General features: G+C 37.3%; 23 protein-coding genes. 17 read left to right on the top strand and 6 right to left on the bottom strand.

Going from position 1 to position 25,783, the window contains the following annotated elements; translation table 11 throughout:
- Window position 1: 1 nt before the first annotated feature.
- Complete coding sequence (locus tag ACXIUD_RS14515; protein WP_458053365.1) at window positions 2–1,120, bottom strand: glycosyltransferase; 1,119 nt, start codon at window positions 1,118–1,120, stop codon at window positions 2–4.
- Window positions 1,121–1,314: 194 nt separating this feature from the next.
- Here ACXIUD_RS14515 and ACXIUD_RS14510 point away from each other — a divergent pair, with 194 nt between their 5' ends.
- Genes ACXIUD_RS14510 through ACXIUD_RS14495 form a run of 4 tightly spaced genes read left to right on the top strand, consistent with a single transcriptional unit; the run spans window position 1,315 to window position 5,457 of the window.
- A complete protein-coding gene (locus ACXIUD_RS14510; protein ID WP_458053364.1) occupies window positions 1,315–2,364 on the top strand; it encodes a glycosyltransferase family 2 protein in 1,050 nt (349 codons plus the stop codon).
- A 1-nt stretch (window position 2,365) separates the two neighbouring features.
- Window positions 2,366–2,983 (top strand): acyltransferase, encoded by a 618-nt coding sequence (locus ACXIUD_RS14505; protein WP_458053363.1) that lies wholly within the window; start codon window positions 2,366–2,368, stop codon window positions 2,981–2,983.
- Window positions 2,984–2,992: 9 nt separating this feature from the next.
- On the top strand, window positions 2,993–4,129 hold the full coding sequence (locus tag ACXIUD_RS14500) for a glycosyltransferase family 4 protein (RefSeq protein WP_458053362.1): 1,137 nt from the start codon (window positions 2,993–2,995) through the stop codon (window positions 4,127–4,129).
- A complete protein-coding gene (locus tag ACXIUD_RS14495) occupies window positions 4,129–5,457 on the top strand; it encodes an oligosaccharide flippase family protein (RefSeq protein ID WP_458053361.1) in 1,329 nt (442 codons plus the stop codon). Before ACXIUD_RS14500 ends, ACXIUD_RS14495 begins: the two co-directional genes overlap by 1 nt.
- Before the next feature lie 74 nt (window positions 5,458–5,531).
- Here ACXIUD_RS14495 and ACXIUD_RS14490 read toward each other — a convergent pair whose 3' ends face one another.
- Entirely contained in the window at window positions 5,532–7,571 is a 2,040-nt protein-coding gene (locus ACXIUD_RS14490; RefSeq protein WP_458053360.1) for an LruC domain-containing protein, read from the bottom strand.
- A gap of 98 nt (window positions 7,572–7,669) precedes the next feature.
- A complete protein-coding gene (locus ACXIUD_RS14485) occupies window positions 7,670–8,368 on the bottom strand; it encodes a LytR/AlgR family response regulator transcription factor (RefSeq protein WP_458053359.1) in 699 nt (232 codons plus the stop codon).
- Window positions 8,369–8,407: 39 nt separating this feature from the next.
- On the opposite strand from ACXIUD_RS14485, the gene rfbD reads away from it, so the two are divergent.
- The 8 genes from rfbD to ACXIUD_RS14445 all read left to right on the top strand — a co-directional run bounded on the left by rfbD (window position 8,408) and on the right by ACXIUD_RS14445 (window position 17,818).
- Complete coding sequence (gene rfbD / locus ACXIUD_RS14480) at window positions 8,408–9,268, top strand: dTDP-4-dehydrorhamnose reductase (RefSeq protein ID WP_458053358.1); 861 nt, start codon at window positions 8,408–8,410, stop codon at window positions 9,266–9,268.
- A gap of 75 nt (window positions 9,269–9,343) precedes the next feature.
- Complete coding sequence (locus ACXIUD_RS14475; RefSeq protein ID WP_458053357.1) at window positions 9,344–10,339, top strand: mannose-1-phosphate guanylyltransferase; 996 nt, start codon at window positions 9,344–9,346, stop codon at window positions 10,337–10,339.
- Window positions 10,340–10,420: 81 nt separating this feature from the next.
- Window positions 10,421–11,494, top strand: coding sequence for a Gfo/Idh/MocA family protein (locus tag ACXIUD_RS14470; protein ID WP_458053356.1), 1,074 nt, complete (start codon window positions 10,421–10,423; stop codon window positions 11,492–11,494).
- Between the two features lie 85 nt (window positions 11,495–11,579).
- On the top strand, window positions 11,580–13,484 hold the full coding sequence (locus tag ACXIUD_RS14465) for a sensor histidine kinase (protein ID WP_458053355.1): 1,905 nt from the start codon (window positions 11,580–11,582) through the stop codon (window positions 13,482–13,484).
- Window positions 13,485–13,488: 4 nt separating this feature from the next.
- Complete coding sequence (locus ACXIUD_RS14460) at window positions 13,489–15,876, top strand: ATP-binding protein (protein ID WP_458053354.1); 2,388 nt, start codon at window positions 13,489–13,491, stop codon at window positions 15,874–15,876.
- A 79-nt stretch (window positions 15,877–15,955) separates the two neighbouring features.
- Window positions 15,956–16,387, top strand: coding sequence for a response regulator (locus ACXIUD_RS14455; protein WP_458053353.1), 432 nt, complete (start codon window positions 15,956–15,958; stop codon window positions 16,385–16,387).
- Window positions 16,388–16,391: 4 nt separating this feature from the next.
- A complete protein-coding gene (locus ACXIUD_RS14450) occupies window positions 16,392–17,411 on the top strand; it encodes a response regulator (protein WP_458053352.1) in 1,020 nt (339 codons plus the stop codon).
- A 14-nt stretch (window positions 17,412–17,425) separates the two neighbouring features.
- Entirely contained in the window at window positions 17,426–17,818 is a 393-nt protein-coding gene (locus ACXIUD_RS14445) for a response regulator (protein ID WP_458053351.1), read from the top strand.
- A gap of 60 nt (window positions 17,819–17,878) precedes the next feature.
- Here ACXIUD_RS14445 and ACXIUD_RS14440 read toward each other — a convergent pair whose 3' ends face one another.
- Window positions 17,879–18,142, bottom strand: a complete 264-nt coding sequence (locus ACXIUD_RS14440; protein ID WP_458053350.1) for a hypothetical protein — start codon at window positions 18,140–18,142, stop codon at window positions 17,879–17,881.
- A 135-nt stretch (window positions 18,143–18,277) separates the two neighbouring features.
- Between ACXIUD_RS14440 and ACXIUD_RS14435 the strand changes: the two genes are divergently transcribed.
- Entirely contained in the window at window positions 18,278–19,033 is a 756-nt protein-coding gene (locus ACXIUD_RS14435; RefSeq protein ID WP_458053349.1) for a tetratricopeptide repeat protein, read from the top strand.
- Here the strand turns inward: ACXIUD_RS14435 and ACXIUD_RS14430 are convergent.
- Complete coding sequence (locus ACXIUD_RS14430; protein ID WP_458053348.1) at window positions 19,030–19,917, bottom strand: ATP-grasp domain-containing protein; 888 nt, start codon at window positions 19,915–19,917, stop codon at window positions 19,030–19,032. The genes ACXIUD_RS14435 and ACXIUD_RS14430 overlap by 4 nt on opposite strands.
- A gap of 97 nt (window positions 19,918–20,014) precedes the next feature.
- Here ACXIUD_RS14430 and ACXIUD_RS14425 point away from each other — a divergent pair, with 97 nt between their 5' ends.
- Window positions 20,015–20,758: a polyprenol monophosphomannose synthase gene (locus ACXIUD_RS14425; RefSeq protein WP_458053347.1), complete on the top strand. Its 744-nt coding sequence runs from the start codon at window positions 20,015–20,017 to the stop codon at window positions 20,756–20,758.
- Here the strand turns inward: ACXIUD_RS14425 and ACXIUD_RS14420 are convergent.
- Window positions 20,745–21,962, bottom strand: coding sequence for an ABC transporter permease (locus ACXIUD_RS14420; RefSeq protein ID WP_458053346.1), 1,218 nt, complete (start codon window positions 21,960–21,962; stop codon window positions 20,745–20,747). The two genes, ACXIUD_RS14425 and ACXIUD_RS14420, sit on opposite strands and share 14 nt — an antisense overlap.
- A 40-nt stretch (window positions 21,963–22,002) precedes the next feature.
- On the opposite strand from ACXIUD_RS14420, the gene ACXIUD_RS14415 reads away from it, so the two are divergent.
- From ACXIUD_RS14415 to ACXIUD_RS14405, 3 genes are all read left to right on the top strand, one after another.
- Window positions 22,003–23,196 carry an exo-beta-N-acetylmuramidase NamZ family protein gene (locus ACXIUD_RS14415; protein ID WP_458053345.1) on the top strand — a complete coding sequence of 398 codons (1,194 nt, stop codon included), beginning with the start codon at window positions 22,003–22,005 and terminating at the stop codon, window positions 23,194–23,196.
- 205 nt (window positions 23,197–23,401) lie between these two features.
- Complete coding sequence (locus ACXIUD_RS14410) at window positions 23,402–25,153, top strand: SulP family inorganic anion transporter (RefSeq protein WP_458053344.1); 1,752 nt, start codon at window positions 23,402–23,404, stop codon at window positions 25,151–25,153.
- A complete protein-coding gene (locus ACXIUD_RS14405) occupies window positions 25,153–25,770 on the top strand; it encodes a carbonic anhydrase (RefSeq protein WP_458053343.1) in 618 nt (205 codons plus the stop codon). Before ACXIUD_RS14410 ends, ACXIUD_RS14405 begins: the two co-directional genes overlap by 1 nt.
- Window positions 25,771–25,783 lie beyond the last annotated feature (13 nt).

The following is a 25,783-nucleotide window of genomic DNA, read 5'->3' as shown; positions in this document are numbered from 1 at the left end:
ATCAGGATGTGAGGTCTACAAAATCTTTTTTGCGCTCATTCCAAACCTCATCTATCCCAACTGTTTGGGAATGCTGAGTAGCTAAAAAATCATTTTTAACCTGTCTGAACCCTAGTAAAGATAAAATTTGCCTAAATGCAAAAACCGGTATCCAGGGAATAGCCTTCCATATCTGTACGGGTGCTTTAGAAAACGCCAAGCTTAATATCCAGCCTCCTATCAACAGAAAGAGACTACCGGAAGCCAATAGAAATAGTGTAGGGGACATTAGAAAACCTAAAAAAAGGCCAATAAATATCAACATGCTCATTATTACAAGCGGTGGAGTGGATATCATACAGGCGAAGTAAATCCCATTCCAGTCCCTTGCTTTTAATCTATTCCAAAACAAAGTTCCCACATCATTTAAATGGTCAAAGTAGGATTTAAGCCAGCGTGTTCGTTGGTTTTGAAGTTGCACTCCTGAACTTGTTTTTTCATCAAAAATCAAAGCTTGTGGTTGGAAACTGATTTTTGTTCCCGATTGAATCAATTGCATTTGTAAAAGCTTGTCTTCCGCTAGGACCACTTCCGAAGAATTGAAATCGAAAGATTTGAGATAAGTTTCAAAGAGAGATGTTTCCACCAACATTCCTGAACCCGCAATCGTCGCAGATGAACCTAGCTGAAATGGAACTTGACGCTGTATGTAATTGTAATAAATCTCCCCAAGAGCATCCAAACAAGCTAAAGGCGTATCTAAATTTTTTGCGGTTCGCATTCCTTGAATAGCTTTATACCCGGCATTAAAATGATCGGAAAACTTCCTCAATGCAAGACCTTGTAACAAATTATCTGCATCTAATATCAATACAGCTTCATGCGGACGAACCCAAGAAGATTTTGCCAAATTGATAGACTTGATTTTTGAATCCAATGGCTTTAGGGGAAAAAGAATAGTTAATCGTGCATCCTCTGGTAAATTTTCCAATTCTTCGCACCGATCGGCAACTAAATAAATATGATAATTCGAGTAAGATTGTTTTAAAAGTGAATCTACCAACGGTAAAGATGTTTGGATGTTTTTATACGCAGTAATAATGCACGCAATATCAACTTCATTTGATAAATAATTCTCCATCTGCGGTTTAGGAAAAATCTTACTCAACAACACACTGAAAAAACCAAATCCAGTGTAAAATAAAATAATAGAAATTATCAGGATAAAAGGAATAGTTACTATCCACATAGGAATTTGAGCGCTAGGTGATCCTGATTAATCAGGCCGTTTGGATGTTTGAATTTAACAATTTAATTCAAATAAAATAATGCAAAATGAACAAGTTCATCCGAAATATTTATAAATTAGTGTACCATAACCACCCCAGCATTTTGGAAACTTCTAAGTCTACCCCAACCCCTCTAGTTTCAATCATTTCAGTCAATTATGGCCAAACTGAGCTAACGCTTGAGATGATTGCCTCCCTTAATAAAATCACCTATCCTGCTATTGAAATTATCATTGTAGACAATGGTTCCCCTAGTAGTTGTAAAAATGAAGTTACCAAAAACTACCCTAAAACAATCGTTATTGAAAGCCCTCATAATCTAGGTTTTGCGGGTGGAAACAATTTAGGCATCAGAGAGGCTAAAGGGAAATACTTACTTTTTTTAAACAATGATACTGAAGTAGAGCCTGACTTTTTAGAGCCTCTGATTTCTCTTGCCGAAAGCAATCCATCTATTGGAGTCATTACCCCAAAACTGAAATTTTACTTTAGTGAAAATAAAAATATCATTCAATGGGCAGGTTCATCAGGATTAAGCCTTACCACAGTAAGAGGGAAATCAAGAGGGGACTTTGAAGAAGATAAGGGTCAGTATGATGAAATCATCCCTACTCAATTGATTCATGGTGCGGCTATGCTTGTACCTATGGATGTGATTTGGAAAGCCGGATTGATGCCGGATATTTATTTCCTTTATTATGAAGAGTTGGACTGGGCGGAAGCTATCAAAAAAGCTGGTTATGCTTTGTATTACAATGGTTTCAGTACAGTTTATCATAAAGAAAGTATGTCCGTTGGTAAAAACAGCCCTTTGAAAATCTATTATATGACAAGAGGAAGATTGATTTTCACGAGAAGGAACCGAAACGGACTAAAATTCTTAATGGGCTTTTTGTTTTTCTTGTTTTTAGCGATTCCAAAAAACATTTTGAAAATGGTCTCAAATAAAGAGTGGAAACAAGCTAAAGCTTTCCTTCAAGGCGTGGGTTGGCACATATCCGGTGCTGATGTAAACATTACCCCCAAGTTAAAAAAAGCTTCTAATGGTTCATTAGAAATAATTGACAGCACCTACCAATTAGTAAAAAAATTCTAATATGTTAGTAAAATTGAAAGAGAAATATCTAGAAAAAGTTGAACGCATGGAGGAGGAAGGAGAGCCTACGAGCTTTTGGTATATTCTTTCAGAAATTTTTGCTGCTTTTTTTCAATTAGTAAATGGGAAGATCTACTTTGCCAAGAGATGCAAAAAAGGAGAATTACTTATGGTTAAGGGAAAACCAATAGTTGAAAATAAAGGCTTAATTAAATTTGGAAATAATGTAAAAGTTTGGTCTTCAATTGAGACGGCAAAAATTTTTATAGGAAGGAAGGGGAAACTGTCAATTGATGATAACTCAGTAATAAATGGAGCACACTTATCGGTTAGTAAAGCAATAACCATTGGAAAAAATGTTAACATTGGACCTTACTCAGTACTGATTGATGATGATTTTCATGAAATCCCAGGATTAAAAAATCAAATCACGAAAGCCCCTATCATAGTTGAAGATGATGTTTGGATAGCTACGCGATGTACCATCATGAAAGGCGTTACCATTGGAAAAGGGGCAGTAGTAGCAGCTGGAGCAGTAGTCACAAAAGATGTTGCACCTTACACCATTGTGGGAGGAATTCCAGCAGATATTATCAAAAATATTCCTAAAATAGCTTAAAAATCAGCCATGATTATCGGAATCGAAGCCCAGCGCATTTTTCGGAAGAAAAAACACGGAATGGACATTGTAGCCATCCAACTGATCAAGTCCTTGCAGCGAATAGATACCATCAACACCTACTGCATTTTTGTCAACCCTGATGAAGATCCCAGTGCTATACAGGAAACAGAAAATTTCAAAATCATAGAATTACCCAAGAGCTCTTATCCGGTATGGGAACAAAAACACCTTAAACAAGCCGCTGTAACTTATAAATTAGATGTACTGCATTGTACCAGTAATACAGCTCCCACAAATTGCCCAGTACCTCTTGTCTTAACCTTGCACGACATCATTTACATGGAGAAAATCAATCTTTTCTCTGGTTCTTGGTATCAGCGGATAGGCAATCTTTACAGACGTTGGAATGTACCCAAAGTAGTGAAGAAAAGTCATGCCATATTTACTGTTTCCAATTTTGAAAAAAAGAAAATTGATAATTTTTTCGCTTTCAAAGATGAACGAGTGAAAGTAACCTACAATGGTGTAGCTCCACATTTTCAACCACAAAACCCTAACCTAGTAACACAAAAAATAAAAGAATTTGGCCTTCCAAATGAGTATTTGCTTTTCCTTGGTAATACTGATCCCAAAAAAAATCTTCCAGGTGTATTAAAAGCGTTGAAGATTTTAGATAGTCATGGAAACTTGAAATATGATCTAGTAATGCCAGATTTTGGAGAAGATGAGTTATCCAAAACATTAGAAAATATTCAAGCAAACCATCTGAGAAGTAGAATACATTTGACAGGGTACATTCCTAATGCAGATTTACCTTATGTCTACAGCGGAGCTAAGCTTTTTTTATATCCTTCGCTGAGAGAAAGTTTTGGACTACCTATCTTGGAAGCTATGGCCTGCGGATGTCCTGTCATCACCTCCAACACTTCTTCCATGCCCGAGGTGGCAGGCGATGCAGCTGCTATAATTGACCCCTTCAAACCGGAAGAAATTGCCTCAGCTGTTTCCAAAATTTTAGCCGATGAAGCGTATAAACAAAGCTTAATCAACAAAGGATTTGAGCGAATTCCTTTATTCAGTTTTGATCACAGTGCATCCATCATTCTCGAATCATACCAAGAAGCTGCTAAATCCAAGAACTAATGGGTAAATCAAACTATTGGATAAGTAGTGGCTTTTTCTCAATGCTCCACAGAGCCATTGATTTTTTTGTGGGTTTTTTAGGCTTTATGATTTTGGTGAGAATTTTCAACCAAAAAGATTTCGGTGTTTGGGTATTATTTATAACCATAGCCTCTATCGTTGAAATGGCCCGAAATGGCTTTATCCAAAACGGCTTGATCAAGTTTATAGTAGGTAAAACCGATGCTGACTTTGCGAAGATTCAAATGTCAGCTATTTGGTTAAATGGTATTCTCACAGGCTTATTGATGATCTTGCTAGTACTGACAGCACCTTGGATGGAGCATACTTTCCAAGCACCCGGACTCAAAGATTTGATCTATATCCATTGTCTCTTTTTACCAGTACTTATATTCCATACCCACAATCTGATCTTAATGCAGGGAACATTTAATTTTAAATCTTATTTTTTTGCTGGTGTCAGCAGGAGTGTTCCTTTTTTCTTGGTAATTCTTTTCTTTTTTTTCACCCAACAGGATATCAACTTAATCCAGTTGGCATGGTATTACAATCTAGCTTTTGTTATTGCTTTTTTGACTTCTCAATATCAAGTCAGGAAGCAATTCAAACTCATTTGGGGTTGGCATAAAGAATGGGCAAGTCAATTGTTTCACTTTGGAAAATATGTATTTGGAACCAATCTCGTTTCAATGCTGACAAGTAGTATGGATAAATTTCTTCTAGGAGCTTTACTTTCTCCAGTTCAAGTTGCTTTGGCTAATTCTGCTGGCAGAATCATCAATCTCTTAGATATTCCTATCAACTCTATTTCATCCATTTCTTTTCCAAAAGCAAGTGAAGCTCATGAAGCAGGAGAGATGAAGGAAGTAGCAAAAATTTATGAACTCACAGTCGCTAGCATGTTTAGCTTCAGCCTACTTTTTATCGCCGTCGCCGTCATTTTCGCAAAACCCATTATATGGATTGTAGCTGGTGAAGAATACCTAGATGCAGTCCCCTATTTACAATTGATTTCTTTGATTGCCATTGTAAAACCTTTGGATAGACAATCAGGTGTATTCCTTGATGCAATCGGTAAACCATTCTACAATATGATCCTTGTCTTTGGAACATTAGTTTATGGCTTGGGATTCTCATGGTTTTTTATCACCCAATTGGGGTTGATAGGTGCAGCAATCGGTGTGGTTTTAGCTACAGGGCTCACAGCTTTCATCAAAATGATTATATTAAACAGATTTCTAACCATTTCATATAAAAATATTATCAAGGAAACCTTTTTTAACTATCCCAAAAGTATTGTTTTGATAAAGAATAAGCTTCGAAAATGATACGCCTTAGGGAATAAAAAAAGTGACAAATCCTCTAAAGAATTTACCACTTTTAAAGATGATAGGATAAGCTCCTACCTCCTCCGATACAAAGCTGATGGATTTATATTATCTCCATTATTTCTAAACCAATCCTTATGTTGATTTCCCCCTGACTGTGCCCAGTCAGGAAAACGCTGATAGCCTTTGGTAAAGTCTACTCTTTCAATAGGGTGACCTATGCTTTCAGGTACAAATAAGGCCCAATTCAATCCACTAGCACTCTGGTAAAAGACTCCACTGTTAAAATTAGAACGATCATCCCTTGTCCCAAAATAACTTCTTGATGCAAGTGTCGTCGGTTTCCCATTCATCAAGTGCACCTCAATGCCTCGATCTCCTGTTCTATACAGAAATGCATTGAATGGCTCTACACCAAGATCTCTTTTGTCTAGTGCAAATCTAAAGACCAAATTCACACGAATCGTATCTTCTTTCTGATGTGCATTCCCCTCAAAAACATTAGATAAAGGAGTCATATTCACCGTAGCATCATCAAATACTATAACTACGGCAGTTTGTTGACCTGCTTCCGTGCCATTCCCATTCAATTTGATATTTCCTGTTGTCAATCGATTACCAGTTACTGACTCTACATTTGCAGGATTAGTAGGAAACTCTATTCCAAAACCATTTTTAACACCTGCACCGATCGCACGAATAACGAAAGTCATCTGCATTTCTTTGATGCGTCCTTGACCATCAGTAATTTCTCTATTATTGAAACCTAGGACAAGATCGTTCATATCATAATCACCAAAACTAGGCCACAGATCCTCAAACATAAATGTACCATACGAATCCTTGGCAGGATAAAAATTACTAAAAGCTCTTTCAGGATCATTAGGAAACTCATCAATATCATCTTTCACACCATCTCCATCTGCATCTCCGATAACCTTACTCTCTAATCGGGCATAATTACCAACTTCCACACTGGTAATTGGATTCCAAGTGGCATAGAACACCAAATCATTGAAATCATGATCACAACCAGATAAATTCCGAGGCATATCCTCCCATCCAATCAGCATTACTCTTTCTTGCTGATCATATAAAAAGACCATGTGCTCTCGCAAGGAAGGATTAGCTATACCAGTATTTAAGTTGCGATTCGAAAATAATAGTGCTCTTCCATTAGTCACAGAACCATTAGACCAACCGTCAGAAATGATGAACCATCCGATTGTCGTTCCTTTTTTGAATGCACCGTTTGGTAAATTACCTCGCAGTTTCACTTTGTCACCTGAAGAAAGGGCATTGATATGAGGAAAAATGATAATCTTTTCTTTTACTTCTGAGGCGGTTTTTGGCTCTTGCCCCTCTTCATAAAAATAATAACCCAATACGTTTCTCCATCCAGCACCATTGTGAACAAATGTCACCCACACTTCCGCTTCTTCATTTACAAACAATTGACGCGGGTATTGTTCACTCAATAGATCAGGACTGGTCTGACGAAGATCTCTGCGTTCTGGTAAGTTGGCATTGAGTCTCGTAAATATGCCTTGAGAAATCCTATCTCTCGTAGGTAACAAGTAAGAAGGTAAGCCATTAGAATTGTATGTACCAAGTGCTGTAAAACCAGCTGGTAAAGAAGCCAATCTAGCTCCTGGATTAGAGCTTGATCCACTATCCACACCTACATCAAAGGAATCTACAGAAGGGTCAATGCTAACTTGGGTTTGAGGTCTGTTGACCGAAAACTTTTTCACAGGTGGCAAACCAATAAACTCAGTATACAGAAATAAATCTTGAATATCAGAAGCTAGCGTTAATTCCACACTTCCACTTCCTTGATCATTAAGCAAAACTGTACTAATCTTCTTTCCTCCATCAAACGGATTTCCCTGATATACCTCATATTTAACACCTGCCAGCGGTGAATTATCCGAAAAAACTCCATTGACTCTAATGGTTACTCGATCACTCGTATTAAATTCAAAACCCGCAGGTGGGTTAATTGCTAAGTAACCTTCTAGATTTGGATCTATTGGAGACTCTTTTGGTTCCAAATTACAAGCAAAGGCCGTAATGAGAGTCAAGAGCAAGAGGTATGAATGGAGCCGTTTCATGAGTGTTTATTTTTTTTCAAAATTAAAGAGATCATTAGTATCCTCCTTAATTCTTCGATAAACCTACCATTATATTCGATAAAAAAACATGATTTAAATCAATCCGCGAATATTTTCTTTGCAGCATCTTTATATTTTGGACCGATTGGTAGTTTTTTACCATCGATGATCAAATGGTCCTTGTCTAGTGAAACCACAAAGTTTTTATTCACGATAAAGCTCCGATGTATCTGTAAAAAATTCATAAATGGCAGCAGTTCAATCAGCTCTTTCATCGTCATATGAATCATATAGCTTTTTAATCGAGTATGAATAAGCATATAATCTGCAGCTGCCTCTATATAGATAAGGTCATCATGAGGGACTTTTACAAATGAGCCTTTATCTTTAATCACCAAATAAGTCGTGGTATTTTGTACCTTTCCAAACGTCTGAATTTTCAAATTCACACGTCTAATGGCTTCTGATAGCTTATCGCGATCTAAAGGTTTTGTCAAAAAATGGATAGGGTTGAAATCAAATGCAGTCAATGCGTATTTTGATTTAGAGGTAACAAAGATTACCATAACTTCAACAGCCAACTTCCTTAAAAACTCCAAACCATCATCTCCCGGCATTTCAATATCTAAAAACAATAAATCAATTTTTTCTAGGCTTATAATCTCATTGGCTCGAGCAGTATTATCAACAATGCTCACAAAATGAAGATTATCATACGCTTGTAAGTATTTCCTTAAAAGTGTAGCCGAAACCAAATCGTCATCTACAATTAAATATCTGATAGCTTCGGTCAACATCTACAAATAATTTATTTATTTTAAACAAATTTAAATATTATGGATATACCAACCATTTTAGTGACGGGCGCAAATGGACAGTTAGGTCAGGAATTTCGGAAAATATCTGAACAATTCAACTATAATTTCATTTTTGCGGATAGAAAAAGTGTTGATTTTTCTAGTCTTGAATCTGTAAAGAAATATTTCTCAGAGCAGCATTTTGATATAATCATCAATTGTGCTGCGTATACTGCCGTTGATAAAGCAGAAACTGAAAAAGAAATTGCTACTACAATTAATGCGGATGCACTACTAGTGATAGCTGAGCTAGTTTCAAAAAAGGATACTTTTTTGATCCATTTTTCAACAGATTACGTGTTTGACGGAAAAGGATATCAACCCTACTCCACTAATCACCCTACTAAACCTGTCAATCATTATGGAGAAAGCAAATGTGCTGGTGAAAAAGCCATGCAGACTACCCAAGGTTTAAATGGTATGATTATCCGAACATCCTGGGTGTACAGTGAGTTTGGAAACAATTTTGTCAAAACAATGATACGCTTAGGATTGGAACGTCCGCAGCTTAATGTAATTGATGATCAAATCGGCAGCCCTACCTATGCGTATGACTTGGCAAAATTTGTAATCGGTCGGTTGTCTTCCTTCTCTTGGGAGGGCGTGCGCGTGTATCATTACAGCAACGAAGGGGTCTGCTCATGGTATGATTTTGCCCATGCAATTATGGAATTAAAAAGTATTACTTGCACCATCAACCCCATTCCAAGTAGTCAATATCCCACGGCAGCCAAGCGACCCAACTATTCTGTACTGGATAAATCTAAAATCAAAGAGGATTTTCAAGAGTCAATACCCCACTGGAGAGATTCACTGAAAGTCTGCTTATCCAAACTTTAACTAATTTCAAAACATAAATCATTTGAACAATTCAGCGAATATTTTTAACCTTTCATTAAAAAACTTGCGTCATCTATGAAAACTATCAATGTAATTCTTTCCGGAGGAGTTGGAAGCCGCTTATGGCCACTTTCAAGGAAATCACAACCGAAGCAATACCTCAACATTTTTCAAGGACAGAGTTTATTCCAAAAAACTGCTGACAGAAATGCATCCTTTTGTGATGAAATCATCATTGTGGGAAATAAAGATAATTACGAGCTTTCCAGAAAGGATTTGGATGCTGCCGGACTTTCTAACTACAAGGAAATCATTGAAGCCATGCCACGAAATACCGCTGCAGCAATAGCTTTTGCAGCATTTGCGGCTAACCCTGAAGATATTTTGCTTGTAACCCCCTCTGATCATCTTATCGAAGATGAGCACACCTATGCAGACTGCATCAATAGAGCTATTACCTTAGCCAAAGAGGGGAATATTGTCACATTTGGACTTGTACCTACCAAACCAGAAACTGGGTTTGGATATATAGAATTTGAGGGAGAAAAGGTAATGAGTTTCCGAGAAAAACCAGATTTAGACACGGCTCAGGATTTTGTAGCTTCGGGCCGATTCTTATGGAACTCAGGTATGTTTTGTTTTCAGTCTGGAGTATTCCTGCAAGAATTAAAAACATTCGAGCCAATCGTCTATCAAAAGTCTTTAGAAACTTATCAAGGTATACAAGATGGTTTTTTACCAGCAGAAGCAAGCGCACAGATCCCTTCCATTTCTGTTGATTATGCAGTAATGGAGCACTCAACCAAAATAAGAGTAGTACCTTCCTCCTTCCAGTGGTCAGATATGGGCTCTTTTGAATCAATCTATGATTACTATTTGGCACAGGGCCATCCAGTAGACTCTAATGGAAATATGGTAATCGGCACTAGTGATTTTACGGCTTTTGTAGGACTACAAAACTCTCTGTTTATTCACACATCAGATGCCAATCTCATTCTTCAGAAAGAGGCAGCTCAAGATGTGAAAAAAGTGTATGAGTACTTGGAAAAGGAAAATCCAACGCTTACCTGAAACGGTAATTAAGCTGAGGATTAAACATAAATGCTTTGAATCTTCAAACATGAAGTATCGGTAATCAAAAATATAAAAACCATGAAAAAAATCCGTGTACTAGTAGTGGGCTGTGGAAATATGGGGGCTTCTCATGCCCTGGCATACCATCATTTGGATGAATTTGATATTTGTGGTCTTGTGGCCCGAGGAAGCAGTAAAATCAAGCTCAACAATACACTTGGGGGGAAATACCCATTATTTGATGATTTTTATACAGCCTTGGAGGAGACACAAGCTGATGCGGTTTGCATTTCTACTTATCCTGATACTCATGAAGAATTCGCTTTAGCCGCCTTGCAGGCTGGTTGCCATCTGTTTGTAGAAAAGCCACTTGCCTCCACGGTAGCAGGAACAGAGCGGATTATTGCAGCGGCACAAAAAGCAAATAAAAAAGTAGTGGTTGGTTATATATTAAGGCATCATCCTTCTTGGGAGCGCTTTATATTGGAAGCCCAAAAACTCGGCAAGCCACTCGTCATGCGGATGAATCTTAATCAGCAAAGCCAGGGATTTATGTGGGATGTCCATAAAAATTTGATGCAATCGCTTAGCCCAATTGTAGATTGCGGGGTGCATTACATCGATGTGATGTGTCAAATGACACGCTCCAAACCAATCTCCGTTTCTGCTATTGGGGCACGACTGACGGATGAAATCCCTCAGGACAATTACAACTACGGACAATTACAGATCCGCTTTGAAGATGGTTCGGTAGGATGGTATGAAGCGGGATGGGGACCTATGGTATCAGACAATGCCTTTTTTATCAAAGATGTCTTTGGTCCAAAAGGTGCGGTTTCGATTGTGGCCAAAGCAGCTTCCTCTTCGGGAAAGTCTGATAATGTAAATGCACATACCAAAACAGAAAGTATCAAAATCCATCATGCAAGTATTAATCAAGCAAATAACTTTACAAATCCAGATGAATGGATTGATCTGAGTGATGAACCTGACCATGATGAGCTTTGTAAGCGTGAACAAATTTATTTTTATCGCTCAATTACAGAAGATATAGATCTTAGCAACCATTTATCCGATGCCCTTAATAGTTTAAGAATTGCCTTTGCTTGTGATGAGTCCGTTAGGTCAGGCAAAACAGTCCTGCTTGAGTAAAATTTAATTTTGAAATATTGTAAAGTTAGTGGTTGTGAACATTAAATTTTTTAAATTTAGAAATGTTCAAGCCAGCCATTCTTTCATGAAAAGATTTACTGATCCGATTTTACAGGCATTACCATTCCCAATTTGGGAAGAAGATTACTCAGCCATTAAGGAAAAGCTTGTAAAAGAAGATATTTGGGACCTAGAATCAAATGCGTTTAGACAAACACTCAAAGGCAATCCCAATCTTGTAGTAGATTGCATCAAGTTATTAAAAATTGTCCATATCAATCAGGCTTGCTTAGACCTCTATCAAGTTGACAGTATAGAATCTTTGAGCAACTTTTTTCTCAATAATTTTTTAGGCAATTTCCATGATTCCTTTATAGATGAATTAATTTTTTTAAATGAAGGAAAAACCAAATTTCAGCTATTTGAAGAACTCACCACCATTGAAAAATCAAAAAAAAATATCCAATTGGAATTTGTGGTGATGGATTCAGACCTCCGCCAAGTGATCGTTCAGATCACCGATATCACTAAAGAAGTCCAATCTAGAAAGCAAATTGAAACGCTGGTTAAAAGGAATGAAATGGCCCTGAAAACAACCAAAGCAGCTGTATGGGAATGGGATTTAATTACTAAAGAGATCTATTGGAGCGATGAATACTACGCATTATTCGGCATAGATCCCGGTAGAGATAAATATGGATTTGAAGAATGGGCTGAAAAAATCCATCCAGATGATCACCAAGAGGTAACAGAAACACTTGAAAAAGCCTTAAAAGATAAATCCGAGTATTGGGAAATGGAATATAGAATCCAAGTACCCTCCAAGGGATATATTATTGTAATTGACAGAGGCACTATTCTGCTTAATGAGTCAGGTGAAGTCGCAAAAATGGTTGGGGCTATTCATGATATTACGCAAGAAAAGACTATCTTAAACCAACTGATTCATCAAAATAAATTTATCGAAACGGTCCTTGAAAAAATACCCATAGGTGTAGCGGCTAACTATATAGATACTGGAAAGGTCAAATTAATCAATAAAAACTTTACACAGATATATGGATGGAGTTTGGAAGAGCTATCAGATGTTCATTCATTTTTTGAGAAAGTCTATCCAGATCCAGATTATAGAACCGACATAAAAAACCAAATTCTTTCAGATATTTCATCTGGAGACCCTGAAAGAATGAACTGGAGTGGCATAGAAATCACTACCAAAAATGGTCAAAAACGAATCGTTAGAGCCACAAATATACCGCTACCTGAAGAAAATCTAATGATTTCAACGGTTAGTGACCAGACCGACCTTCACAAAGCCATTCAAGAACTGGAACAGTTTGCTTATATAGCATCCCATGACCTACAGGAGCCTTTGAGGATGATTTCAAGCTTCCTAAGTCTACTACAGCGAAAATATGAGCGTCAATTGGATGAGAAAGCGCAATCCTACATCAACTATGCAGTGGATGGTGCTAATCGAATGAAAGACATGATCAATAATTTGTTGGAGTATTCTAGGGCTAACAGATTACCTGAAAAAATTGACCTGCTCAATTTGAAAGATGTGATCATGGAAACTCAAGGTTTATTGAAAGTACTGATTGAAGAAAATCAAGCAGAAATCATTATTGCCCAAGAAATGCCTGTGGTACACTTCCCAAAAAGTCTTTTAATACAAGTATTTCAAAATTTAATTACCAATGCGATTCAAAACAGGAAAAAAGATCAACGCTCGATCATCCAAATTCGAACAAAAACTACTAATCAAAAGACTTTAGTAGAGGTATCTGATAATGGAATAGGCATAAGTCCTGACAAACATGAAAAAATATTTCAACTTTTTCAAAGTTATGGTTCTAATGGGGACCATAAAAAACGCGGCATTGGACTAGCCATCTGTAAAAAAATCATTGAAAAATCAGGAGGTGATATTTGGGTTAAATCCGATGGAAAAAGTGGCTCAAGCTTTTTTTTCACTATAAAGAAGTAATTTTATGCACCCGAAGAAGTTAATCGAGTTCACCTATAAATCCCCTTTAATTACTGGGACGATTACTTTTTTTATTTCTATTGTATTAATACAACTACTTACCTACCGTGATTATCAAATTAAAAAAACAAATGAAAAACAGCTTGTTTTGGCAGAAGCTAGTTTACTTGAAAAAAAGATTAATACCATTCTAAATCAAGCATATGCAGCAGCATCTACCCTGCAAATCGCATATGAATTGGTAAAAGAGGATAAGCAGTCGCTTGATTTCAAATCTGCACAACTTTTAGAAATGTTCCCTTCACTAGATATCATACAAGTAGTGGAAGGAGGTAGCATTTCCTACGTTTATCCATTGGAAGGAAACGAAAAGGTAATTGGTTATAATATTTTAGATGATCCCAAAACTGCACGGGAGGCAGCATTAGCTATTGAACGAAAAAAGATGTTTTTTGCAGGTCCATTTGAACTTCGCCAAGGAGGTGAGGGAATTGTAGGAAGACTGCCTATCTTCAAAAATAATCAGTTTTGGGGCTTTAGTGTAGCAATTATCAAAATGGAAACATTTCAACGTGAAATCATTGGGAGTTCAGAAATAGAAAGTCCATATCATGTACAGTTTTCAAAAATCAAACCTGACAATCAAGGAAAAGTAAATTTCCTACCTATTCCTTCAGATTTAGAAAAGTATAACGGATTCAAGTATTCAGATACCCTCACTGAAGGAGATTGGGAATTGACAGTTCAATTAAAAAGGTCACAGGCCCTGAACCAAATTCTACTACCTTTATTTTTAAGAATATTCATTTCATCGATTTTTGGTTTAATAGCCTACTTTTTGGCACAACAACCAAAAATTTTAGAGCAAAAAGTAATCAAAGCCACCAAACGCTGGAAAAGAAGTAATAAACGATTTCAATATTCAACCAAAGCCACGTCAGACACCATTTGGGATTGGTCATTAGTAACTGGTAAAGTCTATCGCTCCGAAAATTTTGAAAAGCTATTTGGCTACCCACTGACAGTGTTTACTAATGACACCAATTTCTGGAATGACCATATTCATCCGGATGATCTTCCCAGAGTTATCAAACGATTAAATGAAGTGAAAGCCTCCCAAGAGATTTATTGGGAAGAAGAATTTCGTTTCAGAAAAAGCAACGGAGAGTATGCGGATGTGGTTGATAAAGGCATTATTATTCGTGATAGTGAGGGAAGGCCTATTAGAATTATTGGAGCAACGCAGGATATCAGTAAAACCAAAAGTTACGAGCGTAAATTAATTCAAGAAAAAGAATTTTTAAATTCCTTGTTGGACAACCTTACCGAAGGAATTCTTTCATTGAACCCATCTCATAAAATTACCTTGAGTAATAAAAAGGCCAGAGATATCCTTCAATTGAAACCATCAGTCACTAACTTTAACGAAATTTTAAAAGCTACCAGGTTTTTGACTATCCCTGAATATCATCCAGTTACCATTGATCAAAATCCACTTCAACTTATCCTCCAAGGAGCAAAGATTAAAAATCAGGAAATCGCCATTCAACAAAAAAATGAAATCCTGCATATTTTAATATCAGGAGAACAAATCAATGTTGACAACGACAAGCAAATAAGTACATTAATTGTTCTCCACGACATCACCGATATTCGTAAAAAAGATTTAGATCTCGCTAAAGTCAGTAAAGAACTACAAAACCGAGCGGAAGCATTGGAGCTATCAAACGCTGAATTGGAGCGATTTGCCTACATCACATCTCATAATCTTCAAGAGCCTTTGCGAATGGTTAGTAGCTTTTTGAAACTGATTCAAGGGAAATATGAAGGTTTACTGGATGACAAAGGAAAATCCTATATCCAATTTGCTATCGAGGGGGCTGACCGCATGAAACAGTTGATAATGGATGTGTTAGAATATAGTTTGGCAGACATAGGCGACGAAAAAACATCAATAAATTTAGAAGAACTGATCGAAGAAATAAAAATCTTAGAAAGAGCGAATATTCAAGAAACACATGCCTCCATCCATTGTGATCAATCATTAAACTTTATCGGTGTAAAAGTCCAAATCCGTCAATTACTTCAACATCTAATCAATAATTCGTTGAAATTTAAAAAAAACAATGAGAATTTACATGTAAGCATTACTGCAGAAGAATTGGAAGACAAATGGCTATTTAAAGTCAAAGATAATGGTGTAGGAATCAAGGAAGATTTGCGCAAAAAAATCTTTAACATTTTTGAAAAAGACCAACAACAAAGCAATCATAATAGTATGGGGATAGGATTAGCCATTTGCAAAAAAATCATCAGCAAACATAATGGAGAAATTTGGATAGAATCAAGAGAAAATATCGGTACTTCCGTTTATTTTACCATTGAAAAATAATATATTTAAAAGTTAGAGGCAGACTTTAGTTGGATACAAGTAAAGTTTAATCTAGATTTCTTTAAGAATACTAGTACAAATGAATAAAGAGTTAAAAATTTTGTTGGTAGAGGACAATGAGGGAGATATTGTACTAACAAAAGAAGCGTTTGGAACTACCACCATTAATCATACCATAGAAGTAGTGACAACGGGGCTGCAAGCCTTGGATTTCTTGTTTCGTAGAAATGAATTTGAAACCAAATCATTGCCTGATTTAATATTGATGGATATCAACATACCCCATTTGAATGGACATGAAGTATTAAAAAAGATTAAGCAGGACCAACTACTCAGGTATATTCCTGTAGTCATGCTTTCTACTTCCAGTTCTGAAAAAGATATCAAATTGGCTTATGAGAATTACGCCAGCTATTTTTTGACCAAACCGATTGATTTGGATGATTTCTATGAAATGGTCAATAACATTGCTCATACATGGGGGAAGCTTGTACAATTAGTAAAGAATTAGGTCTATGTTAAAAGACAGCAAGGAGTATCAGATATTAGTCATTGATGACAACAAAGGTGACCGCGTACTGATAGAGGCATACTTGGAAGACACGGTTTTATTACCAAAAATATCTGAGGCAGAGTCCTTCACACAAGCTAAAGAACTCATAGAAGCTTCTCCAAATGCTTTTGATGTAGTTTTATTAGACTTAGGCTTACCCGATTTAAGCGGGGAAGAATTAATACAGTCGATGATGGACTTGTTACCGAAAACTCCCGTTGTAGTTCTTACTGGCTATCCAGATGTAGACTTTAGTAGAAGATCGCTGAAACTGGGAGTCGCAGATTATCTATTGAAAGATGAATTAAATTCCCCGAGTCTTTATAAAAGCATCGTCTACTCCATCGAACGTAAAAAGGTAATCAACCAACTGATCAGTTCCGAAAAGAGATATCGAGACCTCTTTCAATTATCTCCCATGCCCATTTGGGTATATGAAAAACAAAGCTTGAATTTCTTAGCTGTAAATTATGCCGCAGTAGAAACGTATGGGTATAGTTCTGAGGAATTCCTCTCCATGCGAATCACTGATATTCGTCCCGAAGAAGAGATCCCTTCTTTGGTTAATGCAATTGAAGCAGATAATTCTAGTAAAGGGATAAATTTGAGTGGGATCTTTAAACATAAAAAAAAGAATGGAGAATTGATGGATGTTGAAGTCTACGCAAATGAAATCGACTTCAATGGTAAAAGTGCAAAAATCGTATTGATCAACGATATAACCTTTAAATCCCGTTATATAGAAGCAATAGAAACCCAAAACGCAAAACTTAAAGAAATAGCTTGGATCCAATCACATGTTGTACGTGCCCCTCTTTCCAGAATGATGGGTTTGGTTGGGTTGCTCGATATGGAAGAAGAATCCAATAATCTTACTTCCGATCAAAAAGAGTTGGTTCAGTTTATCAGAGAATCAGCAGATGAATTGGATAAGATTATTCGTGATATCACCATTAGAACAGAACAAATAAAAATTGATTAATCAACCCTCCCCTTATGAACTTTGACATTCTAATCATTGACGATAAAGACATCGATATGATGTTGCTCAGCAGAGTCGTCAAAAAAGCATTTAAAGATTACAATCCGCTAGAATTCATGTCAGGAATCAAGGCACTCGAAGAAATACACTCAAGCACTTCGATGAAAGATAAAGTAATCGTGCTTTTGGACATCAATATGCCTGATTTTTCTGGATGGGATTTTTTGGAAATGTTATCTAAAAACCCTCCAACTAGATCAGTCCATGTTTGCATAGTAACATCTTCGGTCAATATCTCTGATAAAAAATTAGCCGAAAAATATCCTCAAGTATTTGACTTCATTGAAAAACCAGTTTCTCTAGCTAATCTCCAAAATCTAGCAACTAACGAAGTGCTATTTTCTTAATAAAAATGTCTGTTTTGGAGACAATTGATTATGAAAGCTCCAAAACAGACCCCTAATTTTTTAAAAAATTACCCCTAAATTACCGCTATCGGAATTCCTCTGGAAATATTTAACTCCATTCAAATCTTTGATTTTTTGAAATGGTAAAGAAGCTTGTAAAGAGTCCAAAGGCTTTTGAAAATCAATCCTTTCCATACTAATACTGCTAACCACAACAGGTAGAGACTTAGTAACCAAATAAATGTGCAGGCCAAGTGTAGCAATCATCAAAAAAAAGATTACTATCAATCCAATTACAATACGTTTGATTAAAACTTTATCCATTTGGGTTGAGATACGAAGTAACTAGTCGGGTTGGGTTTTTACTTTTCATTTTTTTTGGCAATTCAATTTATATCATTAGTTTTACATAATTATGAGTTAGTTATGAGGAATTTTGGTATTTTCTTAGTTGTAAGCATGACACTTTTGTGGGGTTGCATCGGAAGTTTTTCGGAAGGGGAACGCTTATTTCGGGCAGGTAACTACCAAGAGGCAATCGATGAATTGTCAAAAGTACTTTTCATTCATGTTACGGATATCAACACCCTTCATTTGAGGGCCAGAGCTTATGAAGAACTCCAAAACTGGGAAAAAGCAGAAGAGGATTATAGAAGTATTCTCAAATTAGAGCCCAAACATGCTCAGGCATTTGCCGGATTGGGAAAAATCTATTGGGAACAAGAACACTACAGAGAAGCAGAAAACTTCTACCTGCTTGCAGCCAAAAATGATCCTGAAGACTTTGATATTCTTTTTCAATTAGGGCAAGCCCTTCTTAAAAACAAAAAATACCACAGTGCAGATGAATTCTTACAGCTAGCCAAAGAAATCAATGACAAACACCCGCTCGTTTACTTTTATCAGGGCATGGCACGGTCCCAGATTGGAGACCTTTTGGGTGCAGCAGGTTCCTTCAATATGTGTCTAAAATATGATCCCGATAATTTGATAGCACTTTACAACCGAGGATTAGTACGGATGACGATTGGATACCTCAGCTGGGCCATAGAAGATTTTGATCAGGTATTAGCCTCCAAACCTGAGCATACAGAAGCACTTGCACGACGAGGAGCCGCCAAAAAACTACTCAAAGACCCCACTGCTTGTCAAGACCTTCTGAAAGCCGCTACCAAAGGAAGTTCCTTTGCCCAGATGCAAATGGAAAACTGCTAAACTGAAACCCGCAAACGGGCTTGAATAGCTGATTGGTAATTCTCCATTGCTTTAGGATGGGTAAAAAGAAACAAATAGGGTTCAATTAGTTCCAACTCCATCAGAAGAAAAACCCCATTCCTCCACACTCCATCCACACGTGCATACAACGTATTTGCTGCAAACTGCTCAATATATGGGGCAATAATTGCCAGTTCATGGGAATCAGGCTCAAAGGGATGAATAGTTCCACCGAAAAAATGTTGTACTCGGAATTCTCCCTCACTTGCTTTTTTTAACAATGCATGCGAAAATTTCCCATTGAAAAAGATATAAGAATACTCTCCTACGACAGCGATTTCTGGCACAAAGGGTTGTAATAAATAATCCTCTCTGGTAAGCCATTGCTCAAGGGTAGGTAATAAATTAGCGAACTCTTTCTGGGAAAATTTTAAGGTGTTTTTTGATCCCCCGCTGATCGAAGGTTTAATCACAAACTGACTCTCTTTTTCCGAATTATCAACTATTTTTACCAAAGCCTCCACATTACCAGCTGATATCAGATTGGTTGGAACGACTCCCAAACCTGCTTGTTGAATTTCAAGTAAATATGATTTGTTGGCATTCCACAAAACCGTATGTAGATCATTCAACACAGGGATACCTAAGGACTGAATCAATTTACACCACTGAGCAAACTGTGGAAAGTAGTCAAAATAATCCCAAGGTGATTTTAATAAAAGCATATCATATTGCTTCCAATTGACCGATTCATCCGACCAGATTTCAAAGCAATAATCAACGGATAAACTTTCCAAAATATCACTTAGAAGTTTATCTTCATCAGGGACAGCTTCCACTGTGTAGGACCCACGATCTTGGTAAGTAATGACTGCTAATTTCATAAAGCTTGTTTTCGATGCAATATTAGGCATTTTAAGGTTTTTTAAAGCCTGATAACAATTTTCTTCGGGATAAAACATATTTTTGAAACTTGATTTTATGGAAAAAGAAAAACTAGTCATCATCCCCACATTTAATGAATCCGAAAATATAGAGGATATCATTCACGCTGTCATGGCATTAGAGGGAGAATTCCACCTTTTGATTATAGATGATAATTCCCCGGACGGTACTAGCTTACAAGTGAAAAAGCTTCAGCAAACCTATGCTCCAAGACTTCAACTGATTGTAAGGAAAGGAAAAAATGGACTCGGTACCGCCTATTTGGAAGGCTTTCATTACGCCATCATGAATGGCTATCAATATATATTTGAAATGGATGCCGACTTTAGCCATAATCCACAGGACCTAATCCGACTGTATCAGGCTTGCGCTGTAGATGGGTATGATTTAGCGATTGGTTCCAGATATATTACCGGAGTAAATGTGGTCAATTGGCCCATGGCAAGAGTATTGATGTCTTTCTTTGCGAGCAAATATGTACAATTTATCACCGGCATGCCCATTAAAGATGCCACAGCAGGATTCAAATGTTACAAAGTTCAGGTTTTAAAGTCCATACGCTTAGAAAAAATTAAGTTCGTTGGCTATGCCTTCCAAATAGAAATGAAATTCAAGACTTGGAAACTAGGCTTTAAAATCAAAGAAGTACCCATCATTTTTACTGACCGGACCAAAGGAACTTCTAAAATGAGTCCAAAAATCTTCAAAGAAGCTGTATTTGGAGTGATTCATATGAAAATTAGAAGTTGGTTTTTCAAATATAAGCCTAATCAAACCTAATAGACTTGATCGGCTGTATATTGGAAATCACTATTGCAGGGATAAAAAGCACCAAAGTAGTTACCACAAGTACTACCGCATTTAAAGCCAAAAACACTGGCCAGTTCCAGAAGATTGGTACCGTGTTCATGTAGTAATTTTCAGGATCTAAAGGGATAAGTAAAAAATAACTCTGCAAAAAACCAAAAACTAATGCAATCCCATTTCCAATAAGAAGCCCTCTTCCAATAATTCTCACACCGTTCCAAATAAAGACACGTCTAATCTGTTTGTTCCTACTTCCCAAAGCTTTCAATATTCCGATCATTTGCGTTCGTTCCATAATCAGAATGAACAAAATAGAGACCATATTAAAGGCTGCGACGAAACAAATTAGGCCTAAGAAGATATAGACATTATTGTTCAATAAGGACAGCCAATCAAATATTTCCGCATATTTCTCTCGAACATCTGTAAGCTTTAAATCAAAATCGAGAGAACGATTAATGTCATCTGCTTGCGCATCCAAATTTCGCAGTGAACTCACAAAAACTTCGAAACCTCCCACTTGATCTTCTGACCATCCATTCAGATTTCGTATGGTCTGAATATCTCCAAGGATTATTTTATCATCGAAATTCTCCAAGAGTGTCTCATAAACCCCCACAATTTCAAATCTTCTGAACCGTGGTGGATCCTGCACAAAATACATGGTGATCCGGTCTCCCAATTCAATCAATAATTTATTGGCTATCCGCTTACTGATAATAATCTCATTGCTGGCGGAAGAGTCCTGAAATTGAATAAACCTGCCTTCTACCAATGAAGACATAAAAGCAATACTATCAAAATCAGAAGTCAACCCTTTGAGTAACACCCCTTCCACTTCATCGTCTCCTTTGAGCAATCCCGGCTTATGTGCATATCCATGAAGTCGCTCAATAAACGGTAGTTGGGAATGATTTTTGTAAAAGTCTGATTGAATCGATGTAGGCACTTCCTCGAAGGCATTGCCTGACATGAATTTAGTAACCTGAAAATGTCCTGTAAATCCATATACCTTTTGAGATATCTCTTGCTGAAAGCCACCAAGAATCATAAAAGATATCATGGATATAGCCAATCCTATCGCAACAGAAGCCACCGCTATTCTGTGAATGGTTCCTGTGAATCCGCCGGCACGCTGGAAACTGATTTTTTTAGAAATGAAATACGATAGGTTCAATTAATTTAGTACTTTAGTCAAAATCTAGCGCAAATTAACTATGAACATGCTCAAAATAACAATTCTTTCCTTTTTTTTCATGCTCCACCCATTTATAGGAAACAATGAGGCTACTAAGAGTTGGAATGCGAATTCCCTTGAGGGTATCCTCACTGCCGCAGAACAACCTGAAAGTTACCTTCCCAAGCTAGCAGGGAAGAGAATTGGACTCGTTATCAACCAAACAGCTATTCTTGAATCGAAAGGAAAAATGCATTTGGTGGATTTTTTGATGATGGAAGGAATGAATGTGGTGAAGGTCTTCGTTCCCGAACATGGTTTCAGAGGAGATGCAGATGCCGGAGAAGTTATCAATTCCGAAATCGACAAAAACACGGGTTTACCCATCGTATCACTCTATGGAGATAATAAAAAACCAAAGCCAGAACAGCTTAAGGATGTAGACATCATCATCTATGACCTTCAGGATGTAGGCGTACGTTTTTACACCTATATCAGCACCATGCACTACGTAATGGAAGCCTGTGCAGAACAAAACAAACCTATGCTGATTTTTGACAGACCTAATCCTAACGGGGACTATATCGATGGACCTGTACTCAAGAAGGGTTTTGAAAGCTTTGTTGGTATGCATCCGATTCCGGTAGTTCATGGGCTTACCGTGGGAGAATTAGCTCAGATGATCAATGGCGAAGGCTGGCTTAAAAATAAGGTTAAAGCCCCTATCGAAATCATACCCGTTAAAAACTGGAGCAGAACAGACACCTACAGTCTTCCCGTGAAACCCTCTCCTAACCTACCCAACGACTTATCTATTCGCTTGTATCCTTCCTTATGCTATTTTGAAGGAACAGATGTCTCATTAGGGAGGGGTACGCAGTATCCTTTCCAGATGTATGGCTATCCTGACCCAAAATTCGGAGATTTCACCTTCACTCCTGTCAGCATTGTTGGTATGTCCAAAAATCCTCCACAACAAAATAAACTATGCTATGGGGTAGATTTAAGACAGGAATCACTAGACCACCGATTTACCTTACAATACCTGCTGCATGCATACACTGTCTCTGGCAAAAAAGAAAAGTTCTTCAATAATTTCTTTGACAAGCTAGCAGGAACCGACCAATTAAGAAAAGATATTCTCGCCGGAAAAACTGAGGAACAAATCCGCAACTCCTGGCAAGCAGATCTTGATAATTACAAGAAAATGAGGGAGAAATATTTGATTTATTGAAGATTGAGCTTTGTAAATAAAAAGCTCAATAACCGCATAATAAAAAAGTTATTGATTACTTTGCCCAGAATTCAAAACTATGAATGAGGAAACCTCCATAAAAGGAACATTACCTCCCTAATCTCCTGTAACAATCATCACCGTATATTAATCTTAGGTTGTGGACTTTTGTATGCATGTTTAGATATAAGCTACAACACAACCTATGAAGCAGAACAATAGCAGCTTTTTGAAAAAATATATTCCGATTTTGGAATGGCTGCCTAACTACAAAAAAACAGATTTACAAGGAGACCTATCCGCAGGTTTAACTGTGGGAATAATGCTCATTCCTCAGGGAATGGCATATGCCATGCTTGCTGGATTAGAACCCATACATGGACTGTATGCAGTCACCATACCTCTACTACTCTATGCAATTTTTGGAACCTCTAGACAGCTTGCCGTAGGGCCTGTAGCGATGGTATCATTATTGACAGCAGCTGGTATCGCGAGTTTGAACCCATCTTCTCCTGAACAATACCTCATGCTAGCCTTATCACTTGCCTTTTTGGTAGGTCTGATACAGTTCGGAATGGGAGCATTCAAATTGGGATTTGTGGTCAATTTCCTTTCCCACCCTGTCATTAATGGATTTACATCTGCCGCAGCTATCATCATAGGACTAAGTCAAATCAAACATTTATTCCGAATCAATCTACCAAATTCAGAGCATGTCCAAGAAATGATTGTGGCTATTTATCACAACATAGGAGACATCCACTGGATTACATTCGGAATTGGAGTTCTAGGGATCATCATCATCAAATATGGTAAAAAGATCCATCCTTCCTTTCCCGCCCCACTAGTAGCAGTAATCATCGGTATTGGATTGGTAGCTGGATTTGATTTGACCAATCAAGGTGTGAAAATCGTTGGTTCAGTTCCAAGTGGCTTGCCAAGTTTTTCAAGTCCTTCATTTGACTTGGATTCGTTGAAAACATTATTTCCAATTGCTTTGACGATTTCCTTGGTTGGCTTTGCAGAAAGCTTTGCAGTAGCAAAAACCATTCAGGCCAAGCATAAAAACTATCAACTGAATGCCAATCAAGAATTAATCGCTTTGGGAATTGCCAACTTTGGGGCAGCTTTTTTCAAAGGATATCCTGTAACGGGGGGCTTTTCAAGAACCGCCGTCAACAACCAAGCAGGAGCAAAAACCACCATGGCTTCAATTATATCTGCTGTATTGATCGTGTTAACCTTGCTTTTTTTCACAGGCCTCTTCACCAATTTACCCAGTGCAATTTTAGCAGCTGTAGTATTGGTGGCTGTGTCTGGACTGATTGATTACAAGGAACCCATCCATTTATGGAAAAAAGACAAAGCAGATTTTGCCATGTTGATGGCTACCTTCTTGATTACTCTAACCTTAGGGATAGAAACCGGAATTATTTCAGGGATGATACTTTCCTTATTGGTTGTTATATACAAAGCTACGCGACCACATATGGCAAAGCTAGCGAAGGTACCCGGAACAACCATTTACCGAAACACCAGCCGCTTTACAAATCTGAAAGAACGGGAAGATATCCTAGTTCTAAGAATCGATGGTCCTATATATTTCGCCAATGTGGAATATATTAAGTCCAAACTGGACCAATGGATACAGGAAAAAGAAGGAAAGCTTCAATTGATCGTCATGAATATGGAGAGTGTTACTCATATTGACAGTACAGGTGCGCATGAATTGCATGAATGGATAGGACAATGGAAAAAGGCAGGAATTGTAAGTGCCATGAGTAATATCAAAGGACCAATTCGAGATGTTCTGAACCGATGGAATTTGTTAGATGAAATTGGTAAAGAAAATATTTTCATTGATGACCATTCAGCCTGTGCATCCTTCGATCATGAGATAGACCAAAAATTACTGGATGAAATTAATTCATACGCCACTCAAACCACCATCAAATAATGTGTACGACTAATCTTGACAAATTCTTCGACTACAACAAAGCTTGGGCTTCTCATATTCTGGAAGAAAACCCCAACTATTTCACTGATATCAAAGAGGGACAAAAACCAATAGCGCTACTATTGGGGTGTTCCGATAGTCGAGTGTCTCCTTCTACAGTATTGGGAAATAATTTGGGTGAATTTTTCATCCATAGAAACATTGCTAATGTGGTCTCACACACTGATCTCAATTTCCTATCTGTCATGCAGTATGCAGTTGAAAGTTTGGGAGTAAAGGATATTATTGTGTATGGTCATTATGGGTGCGGAGGCATTAAAGCGGCCTTTGAAAATAAAACTAACGGGCTTATCGACAACTGGCTTGCCAATATCAAAGATGTGATTAGGCACCATAAAGCCGAGTTAGATCAAATGGAAGATTATGACCAAAAAATCAATTTGCTAGTAGAAATGAACGTGCTAGAGCAAATTGAAAATATCAAACAAACATCCGTTTATAAAAAAGCTATAGATAGAGGTGAGGGCCTACGCTTACATGCTTGGGTATTTGATTTTTCAACAGGGCTTGTGCATGACATCAAGAAAAAATATAAGCTTGAACCTGCAAATATGTAAAGCAAAAAAGACC

The sequence above is a fragment of the Mongoliitalea sp. genome (genome assembly GCF_054166905.1).
Note: the sequence above shows the minus strand (reverse complement) of the source record. Positions and strands in the feature narration are given on the sequence as shown.